Source organism: Ruegeria meonggei (assembly GCF_900172215.1).
In the GTDB taxonomy this organism is placed as follows: Bacteria; Pseudomonadota; Alphaproteobacteria; order Rhodobacterales; family Rhodobacteraceae; genus Ruegeria; species Ruegeria meonggei.
Genome location: NZ_FWFP01000011.1, coordinates 59,711 through 73,104 on the forward strand (window position 1 = coordinate 59,711; position 13,394 = coordinate 73,104).

14 protein-coding genes are annotated in these 13,394 nt (G+C 58.4%); 5 read left to right on the forward strand and 9 right to left on the reverse strand.

The window, feature by feature from the left end:
- Positions 1-1,257, reverse strand: a complete 1,257-nt coding sequence (locus RUM8411_RS17125) for a vWA domain-containing protein (RefSeq protein WP_085823940.1) — start codon at positions 1,255-1,257, stop codon at positions 1-3.
- Positions 1,257-2,165, reverse strand: coding sequence for an AAA family ATPase (locus tag RUM8411_RS17130; RefSeq protein WP_085823941.1), 909 nt, complete (start codon positions 2,163-2,165; stop codon positions 1,257-1,259). Before RUM8411_RS17130 ends, RUM8411_RS17125 begins: the two co-directional genes overlap by 1 nt.
- Before the next feature lie 136 nt (positions 2,166-2,301).
- Here RUM8411_RS17130 and pyrC point away from each other — a divergent pair, with 136 nt between their 5' ends.
- Complete coding sequence (gene pyrC / locus RUM8411_RS17135; RefSeq protein ID WP_085823942.1) at positions 2,302-3,339, forward strand: dihydroorotase; 1,038 nt, start codon at positions 2,302-2,304, stop codon at positions 3,337-3,339.
- On the opposite strand, the gene RUM8411_RS17140 is transcribed toward pyrC, so the two are convergent.
- Both RUM8411_RS17140 and RUM8411_RS17145 read right to left on the reverse strand, forming a co-directional pair.
- Positions 3,336-4,631 carry an MmgE/PrpD family protein gene (locus tag RUM8411_RS17140; protein WP_085823943.1) on the reverse strand — a complete coding sequence of 432 codons (1,296 nt, stop codon included), beginning with the start codon at positions 4,629-4,631 and terminating at the stop codon, positions 3,336-3,338. The genes pyrC and RUM8411_RS17140 overlap by 4 nt on opposite strands.
- Positions 4,632-4,668: 37 nt before the next feature.
- The gene (locus RUM8411_RS17145; RefSeq protein ID WP_085823944.1) at positions 4,669-5,115 is read right to left on the reverse strand and encodes a type II toxin-antitoxin system RatA family toxin; all 447 of its coding nucleotides are present in this window, start codon (positions 5,113-5,115) and stop codon (positions 4,669-4,671) included.
- A 72-nt stretch (positions 5,116-5,187) separates the two neighbouring features.
- Here RUM8411_RS17145 and hpt point away from each other — a divergent pair, with 72 nt between their 5' ends.
- Entirely contained in the window at positions 5,188-5,727 is a 540-nt protein-coding gene (gene hpt, locus RUM8411_RS17150; protein WP_085823945.1) for a hypoxanthine phosphoribosyltransferase, read from the forward strand.
- Here the strand turns inward: hpt and RUM8411_RS17155 are convergent, their stop codons facing one another.
- Positions 5,728-6,363 carry a TetR/AcrR family transcriptional regulator gene (locus RUM8411_RS17155; protein ID WP_085823946.1) on the reverse strand — a complete coding sequence of 212 codons (636 nt, stop codon included), beginning with the start codon at positions 6,361-6,363 and terminating at the stop codon, positions 5,728-5,730.
- A gap of 174 nt (positions 6,364-6,537) precedes the next feature.
- Between RUM8411_RS17155 and RUM8411_RS17160 the strand changes: the two genes are divergently transcribed.
- The gene (locus tag RUM8411_RS17160; protein ID WP_159453922.1) at positions 6,538-7,554 is read left to right on the forward strand and encodes an alpha/beta hydrolase; all 1,017 of its coding nucleotides are present in this window, start codon (positions 6,538-6,540) and stop codon (positions 7,552-7,554) included.
- Positions 7,555-7,614: 60 nt separating this feature from the next.
- On the opposite strand, the gene RUM8411_RS17165 is transcribed toward RUM8411_RS17160, so the two are convergent.
- A complete protein-coding gene (locus RUM8411_RS17165; RefSeq protein ID WP_085823948.1) occupies positions 7,615-8,259 on the reverse strand; it encodes a TetR/AcrR family transcriptional regulator in 645 nt (214 codons plus the stop codon).
- Positions 8,260-8,561: 302 nt separating this feature from the next.
- Between RUM8411_RS17165 and RUM8411_RS17170 the strand changes: the two genes are divergently transcribed.
- Positions 8,562-9,455, forward strand: coding sequence for an alpha/beta hydrolase (locus RUM8411_RS17170; protein WP_143534930.1), 894 nt, complete (start codon positions 8,562-8,564; stop codon positions 9,453-9,455).
- Between the two features lie 49 nt (positions 9,456-9,504).
- Here RUM8411_RS17170 and RUM8411_RS17175 read toward each other — a convergent pair whose 3' ends face one another.
- Positions 9,505-10,650, reverse strand: coding sequence for an amidohydrolase (locus RUM8411_RS17175; protein WP_085823950.1), 1,146 nt, complete (start codon positions 10,648-10,650; stop codon positions 9,505-9,507).
- Positions 10,647-11,597 (reverse strand): lipoyl synthase, encoded by a 951-nt coding sequence (gene lipA / locus RUM8411_RS17180; protein WP_085824038.1) that lies wholly within the window; start codon positions 11,595-11,597, stop codon positions 10,647-10,649. The genes RUM8411_RS17175 and lipA overlap by 4 nt, the downstream gene beginning before the upstream one ends.
- A 262-nt stretch (positions 11,598-11,859) precedes the next feature.
- On the opposite strand from lipA, the gene RUM8411_RS17185 reads away from it, so the two are divergent.
- Complete coding sequence (locus RUM8411_RS17185; protein WP_085823951.1) at positions 11,860-12,408, forward strand: peroxiredoxin; 549 nt, start codon at positions 11,860-11,862, stop codon at positions 12,406-12,408.
- 46 nt (positions 12,409-12,454) lie between these two features.
- Here RUM8411_RS17185 and RUM8411_RS17190 read toward each other — a convergent pair whose 3' ends face one another.
- A complete protein-coding gene (locus RUM8411_RS17190) occupies positions 12,455-13,378 on the reverse strand; it encodes a hydrogen peroxide-inducible genes activator (protein ID WP_085823952.1) in 924 nt (307 codons plus the stop codon).
- Positions 13,379-13,394 lie beyond the last annotated feature (16 nt).

The following is a 13,394-nucleotide window of genomic DNA, read 5'->3' on the forward strand; positions in this document are numbered from 1 at the left end:
TCACGCTGAAAGCGCGGTCATCAGCCGCGCTTTCTCACCCATGTCGTCGGGCTTTGAAATAACGGCCGCCAGATCCTCAAGTGAAGCAATGGAATGGCTGGCGCGGAAACTGTCCACATGTGGCAGCATCGCCGCCACCCCCTGCGCCTTGGGCGCAAACCCGTCCCAACGCAACAATGGATTGAGCCAGATAAGTCTGCGCGCCGACAGGTGCAGACGCTCCATTTCCTTCGCCAGCGCGGCGGGCTCTCCGCGATCCAGACCGTCCGAGATCAACAGAACCACGGCGCCCTGCCCCAAAACACGCCGCGACCAATCGCGGTTAAAGGCGGACAGGCATTCGCCAATACGCGTGCCACCCTCCCAATCCTGTGCTTCGGCCCCCGCAGCGGCCAGCGCCGCATCCACGTCGCGCTGCTGCAAGTGCCTGGTGATATTGGTCAGCCGGGTGCCAAAGGTAAAAGCGTGGACCTTGGCCCAACCCGCCCCCTTGGCGTTTGAAACAGCGTGCAAAAAGTGCAGGGCAAGCCGGCTGTACTGGCTCATGGAGCCTGAGATGTCACAGAGCACCACTAGATTTGGCCAGCGTAGCTTGGGTTTGAGCCGCGCGATATCGCGCAGTTCACCACCCTGACGCATTGCGGACCGCAGGGTTCGGGCCCGGTCAATGCGTTGGCCCAGATGGCTGGCCTGGCCGCGCCGCGACTCGAGGGGTTTGACCGGCAAGGTCAGCTGCGCCAGCACGCGCTTGGCCTGTGCAATCTCGGCTGTGCTCATCTGCTCGAAGTCCAGATTGCGCAGCCTTTCCTCGGTCGACGCAGTCTGAGAGGCGTCAATCTCCAGCTCGGTCCCTTCGTCCTGTTCGGTCGTCTCGGGAAGGTCAGGTTCGACCCCATCCAACAGTGCCTCGGCGGCGCGTTTTTCACCCGCATCGGCAATGCGTTCCTCTTGCACGCCGCGAATGGCGGGCAGCATCATGGACATCATATGCTCAAGATATCGCGGGTCACGCCAGTACAGACGAAAGACCTGCGCAAAGACGGTGCGATGTTCGGGGCGGTTTACGAAACAGGCGTGGAGCGTCCAGTAAAAATCCTGCTTCTCGGTGAATCCAGCGGCCTGAACGGCCCGGATTGCATCGACAACGCGCCCCGTTCCAATCGGCAACCCCGCCTTGCGCAAGGCCCGCGCGAAATGCGTGATGTTCTGCGCCAGCTTTGGATCGTCAGGGATGTCGAGAGGCAGTTTTTCCACAATCAGACCGGCTCATGCGAAGACTTGGCCTCATCCAGAATCCGTTTCGCTTCGGACCCTTGCAGTTTCTGAATGTCATCCTGGTATTTCAGTATCGCGCCCAGCGTGTCCCCGATCACCTCGGGGCTGAGGTTGATGACGTCCAGCGCCAGCAGGCATTTGGCCCAGTCGATGGTTTCGGCCACGCCCGGCTTCTTGAACAAATCCTCGGTTCGCAGGTGTTGGACAAAGGCCACCACCTCGCGGCTGAGTGCCTCGGCGGCCTCAGGTGCGCGGGCCTGCAGGATTTCGATCTCGCGGTCGAAATCGGGGTAATCGACCCAATGGTACAAGCAGCGGCGTTTCAGCGCATCATGCACCTCGCGCGTGCGGTTCGAGGTCACGATCACGATGGGGGCTTCGGGTGCCTTGACAGTGCCCAGTTCGGGGATGGTGACCTGAAAGTCGCTCAGCGCCTCAAGAAGGAACGCCTCAAACGGTTCGTCCGTACGGTCAAGCTCATCAATCAGCAGGACGGGTGCGCCATTTTCGTCCGGGCGCATGGCCTGCAACAAAGGGCGTTCGACAAGGTAATCGTCCGAGAACAGCTCGGCCTGCAAAGCACCCCGATCTGCCCCGCCCGAGGCCTCGGCAGTTCGGATCGCCACCATCTGGGCCGGGAAATTCCATTCATAGACGGCCGAGGACGCATCCAGCCCTTCATAACATTGCAACCGAATCAATCGCCGGTTCAATCCGGCGGCAAGGGCCTTGGCGATCTCGGTCTTGCCCACACCCGCCTCACCTTCCAGAAACAGGGGCCGGCCTAGTTTCAAGGACAGGAACACGACGGTGGCCAACGCCCGGCCGCAGACATAGCCCTGCGTACCCAACATGGACTGAACGGCGTCAATGGAATCTGGCTTTGTCATGGGTAATTCTCTCCTTCGCCACAACAGGTCATGACAGCCCACGCGCGTCAAGGCCATGGTCTTTGGCAGACCTACGACGTTCCGGTCTGTTGACTAGGTCTTTTCCGACAGCGGCCCGTATGCTAGCCGATGCTCCATGATCAACAGCATCACGATCCGCCGCCCCGACGACTGGCATCTGCATTTGCGCGATGGCGCTATGTTGCAGGCCGTCCTGCCCGAAACCGCACGCCATTTTGCCCGGGCTATCATCATGCCGAACCTTGTGCCGCCTGTCGTGCGCGGAGATCAGGCCGCCGCTTATCGCGATCGCATCATGGCCGCCCTGCCCGACGGCATGCGCTTTGAGCCTCTGATGACATTGTACCTGACCGAAGACACCGATCCCGAAGACGTGGCCGCCGCCCATGCCAGCGGATTGATAAAGGCGGTCAAACTGTATCCGGCGGGGGCGACAACAAACTCGGCCTCAGGCGTTCGGGATTTCGACAAAGTGCGCCCGGTGCTTGAGAAGATGGCCGAGATTGGCCTGCCCATGTGCGTGCATGGCGAGGTTACCGAGGCAGAGATCGACATCTTCGACCGTGAGGCCGTGTTCATCGACCGTGTTTTAGACCCTATCCGCAGGTCGACACCGGGCCTGCGGGTCGTGATGGAGCATATCACCACGGCCAACGGCGTGGACTATGTCAAAGCGAACGACGTGGACCTTGGCGCGACCATTACCGCGCATCACTTGATCATCAACCGCAATCACATTCTGGTTGGCGGGATCAAACCGCATTATTACTGCCTTCCTGTGGCCAAGCGCGAAGACCACCGGTTGTCGCTGCTGGCCGCCGCAACCTCGGGCGATGAGCGGTATTTCCTGGGCACCGACAGTGCGCCGCACACGGATGCGAACAAGGAAATAGCTTGCGGCTGCGCCGGGTGTTTCACCGCGACAAACACCATGTCCCTGGTGGCCGAGATGTTCGACCGCGAAGATGCGCTGGACAAGCTGGAGGGGTTTGTATCCCGCAATGGTCCCGGCTTTTACGGACTGCCGGTGAGCGAGGATACGATCACCCTGACCAAAGGCGATCCAGTTGCTTACCCCGACAAGATTGAGTCGGATGAAGGGCCGGTCACGGTCTTTGATCCGGGCTTTCCGCTGCACTGGCGGGTGGCTTAACCCGCCAGTAGTGCAGCCAGATCCCGAGTGTGACCACCGGTCCGCAGCATGGACCAGACAGCGTCAGCCTCTTCGCTTCCGATCAGCTTGGAAGCTTTACCCCGGACACGGTCTTCGCGATCTGACAGGGTCATGGGGGCCAGCAAGTCGTGGGTCGCCTCGGGTCTGGCACCGTCCCGACGCAGCAAGGTCAGATGCGCCTGCGTCTCGGACAATGTGTCATCAGCTTGAACCGTAACCCGATCCCGCAGTGAGATCAGACGCGGATCAGCACAGGTTTTGTCCGAATAGTTGACTGGCAGCGCCGTATCATACCCCAAAGCCTGCATGGCAATGACCGTGCGAAAGGAAAACTTGGCCCCCAACCCGGTCGTCGGAGACATCTGATTACACACGGTCATCCAGCGCGGATGGGTCTTGATCCGGATCTCGGCTACTTCAGGTTCAGCGATGTCCAGATCCCGCGCCGCCTCAAGCGCGGCGTGCAGCCCGTGACAACAAGCATGAAACTTGTGACTGACGCTGTCGATCAGCCACTCTTCGCCCAATCCGGCCAGCGCGGTTTCCGCGTCCCCCTCACCTTCATGCGTCGCGCCAAACCCATATTGCCCCTCCAGCGCGTTCATGTTGGGTTCAAACCCTTTGGCGACCAGCAAAGCTGCCTCGACCCCGGCAGAGGCCGCAAGCCCCGCGTTATAGGGCTTGCCCATGGTTCCGAATTGCGCTTTCAGCCCTGCGGCGCGGGTCGCTGTCAGCCCCAACGTCTTGCGCATGGCCGCGGCGTCAAACCTGAGGATTCGCCCCGCGGCAACCGCCGCACCGAAAGCACCTGCCGTGGCGGTCTGGTGAAAGCCCGCCTGATAATGGTCGCGCCCAAGCCAGAGTCCGACGCGGATAGACACCTCTATTCCGACTAGCGCGGCTTCAAGCAGATCAACCAGAATGCGGTCGTCCCATTCGCACAGCGCCAGTGCAGCAGGCAGGATGGCGACCGAAGGGTGTCCAATATGGGCAAAATGAGTGTCATCGTAATCCAGCGCATGGGACACGGTTCCATTCACCAACGCAGCCGCCCGTAAAGGCGCGGCACCGCCTCCGAACAAATGGGCCTGTTCTGCCCCTGCCTCGTCCAACACAAGGTTTCTGACCGTTTTGGACACCGGTTCGTTCACGCCGGCGTGCCCGACGGCGACCCAATCCATAACAGACAACGAGGTGACGACCCGCGTCTTCAAGGTTGTCGTAACAGGCCCCGCTGCGAACCCGGCCAGAGAAGTGGTAAAGTCAGTCATTCGCGCAGTCTAACGCGCGCCGATTGCGGGTAAAGGCTTAGCTGTACAAATCCGCCGCGCGGGTCTCAAAAGCCTGAACGATTCGATGCATCGCCTCGTTGAACACAACACCGATGATGCCTTGGAGAATGGCATTCTTGAACTCGAAGTCCACGTGGAATGAGACATCGCAACCGCCACCCGCAGCGTCCTCGAACTGCCAGTTGGATTTCATGTACTTGAACGGGCCATCCAGATATTCGGTGTCGATCTTCTTTGGGTCAGCATGCAGCGTTACCCGGCTGCCGAACCGTTCGCGGAAGACCTTGAACGAGATAACGAGGTCAGCCTCCATCACCTGCGCCTCGCCCGCAGCATAGGTCCTGCGGATACGAGCCGCCGAGCACCAGGGCAGAAATTCGGGATATTTGTCCACATCCGCAATCAGATCATACATCTGTTGTGCGGTGTAAGGCAGGTGGCGAGTTTCCGAATGGGTGGGCATGGCGTCCGGGATTTACAGGTGACAATGGCGCGTCATGTCGTATGTTGCGCGCCAAAGATCAAGGGGGCTGCGATGAGTGACCGCGCATATGTGATAGATGAAATGATCTCGGCCAAGGCAATCGCCGCCCGAATCGAAGAGCTGTGCCGCGAAATCACCGACGAATACGGCGATACAGACAAGCTGGTCGTTGTTGGCCTGCTGCGCGGCAGTTTCGTGTTCATCGCCGATTTGGTTCGCGAGCTGGACCTGCCGATCGAGGTGGATTTCCTTGAGGCGTCTTCTTATGGCGATTCAATGGAAAGCAGCCGAGAAGTGCGCATTCTCAAAGACTTGCGCGGCGCCATTGAAGGCCGTGACGTGCTGGTTGTCGAAGACATCGTGGATACCGGACACACGCTGAACCACGTCACCAAGCTGCTTGCCAGCCGCAAGCCGGGCCGTTTGAAATCCATCGCCCTCTTGGACAAACCCAGCCGCCGTGAGGTAGATTTCCGCTCGGACTGGATCGGCTTTGAAATCCCTGACGAATTTGTCGTGGGCTATGGCATCGATTACGCGCAACGCAATCGCAACCTGCCCTTTATCGGCAAGGTACGCTTTACCGAATAGTCACCCAGCCTGCCGGAAACTGGTGATCAGAAGGTCGAAGCCGGTATCCAGCATCACCGCGCGCTCAGCCTCGGGCGCCACCATGGCAGCCTCGATTAACGGGCGCGACATGACCATCGCCAGATACAACCGCCGGACCAGTTCCGCGCGGTCCCAGCCGGGGAAAAGACCGTCCGTCAGATCGGCCACCCGTTCCGCGTGGTCCTGCGAGGCCTGCATGCTGCGTTGCAACAGGCTGCGCTCAGATGAGATGCACAGGAAAATGCCCAGCGAGTTCTGATCGTTCAGATGGGCCTGCGCATAGGCTTGGAAGATCGCGCGAAACAGGTCTTCGAACCCTTCCGCGTTTTCAGGGCTGTACTGAAGCACGTCAAAAATCAACGCGCCGATCCAGTCGTTATACCGATCGGCAATTTCCTGAACGATGGCCTCTTTCGACGGGAAATACTGATAGATCCCGCCAACACTGACCCCGGACCGGGCCGAGATATCCTGAATGCGCAGCCCGACGCTGCCCATTTCGACCATCACGGATTTGGTCGCATCAAGAATCGCTTCGAACTTTTCCTTACCGCGTTTTTGGCGCGGCCTGCGGGTCAGTTGCTGAGCCGGGGTTCCCTCTGATTCTACCATCATCCGTGCATCACTTCCGTTTTTGCTTATCGCGCCTATGCCGTTCACCGCGCCTGCTGTCCAGTTTACCGCAACGCCAAAAACAAGAATATTATTCTTTTTATTGACGGAATGCGACCTGCACTTTTATGCGAATATTATTCTTGTTTTGAACATGCCCAGGTCAGGAGACACAAAATGAAAAACGCCATCCTCAGAACAATCGCGCGCACCGCATGCCGCTTGCCGACTCCCGTCCATCGCCTGTTGAGCGGGCCAGATGTCGAAATCGACGGTCAGACACTCGACCCGCTCGTCAACATGATGGTGAAACACTTCGCGGATGATCCGAACAAAATCCAAAGTATCGAAAAAATTCGCGCCAGCTTTGATGAACAGGGCGACTGGTTTTCTCATGCGCCCAGTCCGTTTGTAACAATGACGCCGCTTGTTATTGATGGCCCTTCAGGCCCAATTAATTGCGAAATCCTCCGCCCCAAGGGCCTGCCAAACCCTGCCCCGGTTTTGATGTTTTTTCACGCCGGAGGTCACGTCAGCGGATCGCTGGAATCGCATCGGGGCGTTTGCCGTCAACTGGCCCTCGACGTAAACTGCGCGGTTATGGCTGTGGACTATCGCCTTGCGCCTGAACACAAATTCCCTGTCGGCGTCAATGATTGCCTTGCTGCGTTTGACAGCATCGTTGAACAATCCGTTGAACTTGGGTTCGACCCCGACCGTATCTCTGTTGGTGGGGACAGCGCAGGCGGCAATGTCTCAGCCGTGATCGCGCAACAGCGTAAAGACGCAGCCCACCCACCCAAGTTCCAGATGCTCTGGGTGCCGTGGGTCGATATGAGCAAACAGACCCGGCCTTATGAGCTGTTCGCCGACGGTTTCTTCCTGACCAAAGCGCAGATGGAGTGGTTCGTGGAACTCTATTTCGAGGACCAGAAGGATGCGACCAATCCCATGGCCTCACCACTGTTGGGCGATGTCGAGGGCGTCTGCCCCGCCGCATTGTTCATTGCCGGTTTCGATCCGCTGCGCGACGAAGGGCTGGCCTATGGCAAAAAGCTCCAAGAGGCGGGCGTGACAGCTGAAATCCACCTGCAAACGGATCTGGTTCACCCCTACAACAATGTCGCTGGTTACGTTCCAGCCGCAGATCGCGCCTTTAACGAAGCGGTGCAGGTCTTGCGCAAATACATGTAACCTTGCCCGACACCAACCGGCTGCGTGCAATTACCTGCGCGCAGCAGAAAAAGATTTGCCTTACCGAGGCCCGGTCTTGGAATACAAAAAGCTGTGGATCAGGATGTCGACACCCTTGTCCAGCAACCCGGCCCGGTCGCCCTCGGGCGCAACCAGCGCGGCCTCGACCAACGGGCGCGCCATCACCATTGCCAGGTAAATCCGCTGCGTGACCTCAGCCTGATCCCAATCCGGGAACAGGTCGCTGGTGACCTCGGATACCTTTTCGGAATGCTGAAACGAGGCCGCAAAACTCCGTTCCATCAGGTCCAGTTCTGATGAGATCGCCAGCAAAATGCCCAAAGCGTTGCGGTCGTTCAGATGGGTTTGGGCGAACTCCATGAACACGGTGCGGAACATGACCTCAAATTCCTGCAGGGTCCTGGGCGTTTCTTCTAGCCCGGCAAAGATCATTGCGCCGACCTCATCGAAGTAACGATCGGCAATCACACGCACGATGGCCTCTTTCGATGGGAAATACTGATAGATGCCACCGATGCTGATGCCGGATTTATCCGAGATCTCCTGAATGCGCAGACCGATGCTGCCGCCTTCGATCATCAGGCTTTTGGCAGTGTCCAGAATCGCCTCGAACTTGATCTTCCCGCGTTGTTGGCGGGGTCTTCGCGGCACATGTTGGTCTGAATCAGCCGATGCGTAAGCCATCAATCCTGTCCTTGAAGTCCTGTTTTCAACATGTTGGGCACGGCATTTACCCGCGTCATCACAATAGCACAATGCTGAAAAGAGAAAAGTTTTCTTATTTATTGACAGAATCGTTCGAGTCGGTATTTTCCAGAAAACTTTTCTGTTTTTGACAACAACGACGAACGGAGACACGATATGAAGAATGCCATCCTGAGAACCGCTGCACGCATGTCGTGCAAACTGCCGACCCCGGTCTTGCGACTGCTGAGCGGCCCGCCAATCGAAATCGATGGCCAGAAACTGGACCCAATGCCAATTTCATGGTCAAGAACTACACCGACCCTCCGGATTATGTCGGGCCGGTGCAGGAACGCCGTGACGATTATGAGGAAAAAGGCCATTGGCTGGCCTACCCCCTTAGCCCCGATGTGCCGATCACGCCGCACGTATTTGACGGACCCGCAGGCCCGATCAACTGCGAAATCCACCGCCCCAAAGGGATGGATAAAAACGCACCGGTACTGATCTATTACCACGGTGGCGGTCACGTAATCGGCTCGCTGGTCACCCACCGCGAGGCGTGCAACCGCCTGGCCTTGGACATTGGTTGCGTTGTGGTTGCGGTCGATTACCGACTGGCGCCCGAGCACAAGTTTCCCATCGGCATCAATGATTGCCTTGCCGCCTTTGACGGCGTGATGGAACAGGCCGATACGCTTGGCTTTGACCGGACCCGAGTGGCCATGGCAGGCGACAGCGCCGGGGGCAACATTTCAGCCGCAGTGGCGCAACAGCGCAAGAACGCCGAGCATCCGCTGAGATACCAGGTCCTGATCGTGCCGTGGTTGGACATGAGCAAACAGACCCGGTCCTATGAGCTGTTTGCCGAAGGCTTCCTTCTCGAGAAAGTAGAGATGGAGTGGTACACCAACCACTACCTGCGTTCTGACGAAGACGCGCTGGACCCGATGGCCTCACCTTTGTTGGGTGATGTCGAGGGCGTCTGCCCCGCCGCACTGGTGATCGCCGGGTTTGACCCGCTGCGCGACGAAGGCGTCGCCTATGGCGAAAAGCTGAAAGCCGCCGGCGTCGAAGCTGACGTTCGGGTGATCGAGGACCTTGTGCACCCGTTCATGAACTTCCCCGGTCGCGTTCCCGCCGCCGGCGCCGGGTTCCAGCAAGTGGTTGATATTTTGCGCGTAAACTTGCTGTAGCAGACCTGAAAGACTGGCTGCTCGTGTTTCGGCGCGCAGCCGGATTTGTCTAAGCGTTTAGCAGCCCGTTGATGACGGCCGTGAATATGCCAACCCCGACGGGAATGGCCTCATCAGGGAAATCGTAGTCCGGGTTATGCAGCTGCGGCTGATCCACACCGGAGCCCAACCAGAACATCGCCGCTTTGGCCTGCTTACCGAATTGGCCAAAATCTTCGGACCAGCGCTGAGGGTCATTCCGCATCTGCATCGGATACCCGGCCGCCCGGCCCGCTTCTTGCAGGATTGACACGGCTTCGTTTTGGTTGGTGCAGGCTTCGAATATGTCGTCGTATTCGACTTCGACCTGCAGCCCTTCTTTTGCCGCGACTTGCACCACCAAGGCATTGGTATCCGCCAACAACTGCGTCATGCGGGCGTCGGTCACGGAGCGCAGGGTGGCCCAGACCTCACCCTGGCCTGGCGCGATGCCAAAACTGGCCTCACCCAGACGCGCATGGGTCAGGGTGACCAGTGCAAAATCGGGCCCCAGATCCGCACCGCTGGACAAGGCCTCCAACCCCGGCAACAGGCGCGAGATCGCCCCGGCGGGCGACACCCCATCCTGCGGCGCGGCGGCATGAGAGGTCTTGCCTTCCAGCCGGATGCGAACCCCTCGTGAGGCGCAATTGGCCGGGCCGGAACACAGCGCCACCTGCCCCACCGGCAGCCCCGGCAGGTTGTGCAGGGAAAACGCATAATCCGGAGATATCCTTGCAAATGCGGGGTCGGAGATCACTGCCGCCGCGCCCTTGCCGGTTTCCTCGGCTGGTTGAAACAGCAGCACAACCCGGCCCCGCGCCGGGCGTTTTGCAGCAAGACCCTCGGCCAGCGCGGCCACCATTGTCATATGACCATCATGGCCGCAAAGGTGACCCCGGCCGATATGCGTGGATTGGTAAGGCTGGTTCGAAACCTCTGGGATTGGCAACCCGTCCAACTCGCAGCGGATCAGAACCGTAGGTCCCTCTGCGGGGCCGTCGAAAACAGCAGCGACACCATGACCGCCGAGGTCAATCAGGACCTGATCGGGACTGTGCTGTCGCAGGTAATCAGCCACCGCAGCGGCAGTTTTCACTTCGTCGCCCGAAACTTCTGGGATCTGATGCAAGGCGTGACGTAGTCGGACAAGACCTGCCAAACGCTCAGGCGTCATGCAAGGCCCAGCTTTTTGTTGCGCGCCTCGCGCAGCCGGGCAAAATCATCCCCCGCGTGATAAGAAGAGCGAGTCAGTGGTGTCGCCGAGACCATCAAGAACCCTTTGCCAAATGCCGCCTTTTCATAGGCGGCAAACTCATCGGGTGTGACGAACCGATCGACGCGGTGATGTTTCGGAGTTGGTTGCAGATACTGACCAATGGTCAGAAAATCGATATCCGCCGCGCGCATATCATCCATCACCTGCCGAACCGCTTGCTCATCTTCACCGAGACCGACCATGATGCCGGACTTGGTAAAAATCGAGGGGTCCAAGTCCTTGACCCTCTGCAACAGCCGGAGTGAATGGAAATACCGCGCGCCGGGACGAACCTCGGGGTAAAGGCCGGGTACGGTTTCGAGATTATGGTTGAAAACGTCTGGCCTGGATTCGACCACCACCTCCAGAACCGACGGCTCGCATTTCAGGAAATCAGGCGTCAGAATTTCGATCGTCGTTTTGGGCGACCGGTGGCGCACGGCTCGGATGGTTTGGGCGAAATGCTCGGCGCCACCATCGTTCAGGTCATCGCGGTCGACCGAAGTGATCACAACGTGGTTCAACCCCAGTTTTTCTACAGCATGCGCCACCCGACCGGGTTCAAACGCATCAAGCGTATCAGGCTTGCCGGTGGCGATGTTGCAGAAGGTGCACCCGCGCGTACAGATTTCACCCATGATCATCATGGTGGCGTGGCCCTGGCTCCAACATTCGCCGACATTAGGGCATCCGGCCTCTTCGCAGACGGTCACCAGATTATTGTCGCGCATGATCTTACGAGTGTCGGCATAGCCTTTGCCACCGGGTGCCTTGACCCGAATCCAGCTCGGCTTTTTCGGCTGCGCATTGTCCTGACGGTGCGCTTTTTCAGGGTGACGTTGTTCGGGGATCTTCAGATCACGCACGGCTGGCTTTCCTGACATTGGATCAATTTGCTTTTGCCTAACATAAACTGCCATCGCAGACTACGCCACCCGTGCATAGCTGCCATGACAACTGATCATGCTGATGCAGAATACACCCTTCGGACCTTTCCTAAACCTACTTAAAATCAACGCCCTTTGCGCACATAGTTGAAATTGCAGTTGCAGAAATTATGCCGTTGTAGCCAATTTAGAACTGTTTTAATCCACTCTCTGTTCACGAATGAATCACAGGAGCTTGAGCATGAAAACCGGCGCCAAACTGCCCGACGTCACCTTTCACACCCGCGTCCGCGATGAGGCCATCGAAGGCCCCAACCCGTTCCGTTGGGAAGACAAGACGACGGCCGATTATTTCTCAGGCAAACGGGTGATCCTGTTCTCGCTTCCCGGCGCGTTCACGCCGACCTGCTCGACCTACCAATTGCCCGGTTTTGAGAATGGGTTTGCCGATTTTCAGGCGCAGGGCATCGACGACATCTACTGCATGTCCGTCAATGACAGCTTTGTCATGAACAAATGGGCGTTGGATCAGGGCCTGAAGAACGTCAAAGTAATCCCAGATGGTTCGGGTGAATTCACTCGCAAGATGGGCATGCTTGTCGACAAGGACAATCTGGGTTTTGGCATGCGATCCTGGCGCTATGCCGCCATCGTCACGGACGGAGTTGTCGAGGCGTGGTTCGAAGAACCCGGCCTGATGGATAACTGCCCCGAGGACCCTTATGGCGTCTCGTCCCCGGAAACCCTGAAAAAGCACCTGGACAAAGCCAAGGAACCGGCGCTGGTTTAAGCACCAACATCACTGCTCAAGGCCCGCGATTTGCGGGCCTTTTTCATCACGTGCGGGTTGCCGACACGATGTCATTACCGACCCTACGAATGACCTCTGCCAAACCATCGAACCAATCCTCGCCCCCGGTCGACAAACGCCGTACCAGCCCGACCGTCCGGGCAGGTTGCGGCGACGTGAACCGCAACAACTTTAACCCAGGCACTGCATGCGCTTCGGATTGGGCGGCAAGTTCGGGCATCAGGGTCAGGCCGAATCCTTCGGCAACCAACCGAGACAAGGTCGCCAGCGAAGATGCCCCCATGTTGATCAACCCGCTGCTGCGATCCTGACCGCAGACCTCAAGCGCCTGATCCGTCAGGCAGTGGCCATCATCCAGCAACATAAGTTGCGCAGTTTGCAGATCTACTGGACGCAGAGCATCCGGATCGGAGTCCATACCGTCCAAACGTGCATGACTGCCAGCCAAAAGAAAGCGGTCTTCGAACAGCGGCAGCTCGAACAGTTCGTTGCTGCCCGAGGGCAGCGCGACAACGCCCGCGTCAATCTCACCCGCGCGCAACATGGCCAGCAGACGATCTGTTCTGGCCTCACGGATCTGAACCCGCAGCGACACGTCCGAACTGCGTAGCCCTGCCAACACACCGGGCAGCAAATACGGCGCAATCGTAGGAATGATGCCAATAGACAACGACCTGTGCCCGCCCGAGTGATCCTTGGCAAACTGATCCAGCCGGTCGGCAGCCCCAAGCACCTGGCGTGCATAATCCAACACATCGCGCCCTAGTGGTGTCAGCAGGATGTCCCGCGCCTGCCGTTCAAACAGTGAGCCACCCAACGTCTCTTCCAGAGCCTTGATCTGCACTGACAGGGCTGGTTGCGAAACGTTGCAAACCTGTGCAGCCCGGCCAAAATTGCGTTGTTCGGCGACGGCGTTGAAATATTGCAGTTGTCTGAGGGTGAAATTCATAACCCCTGATTATCAC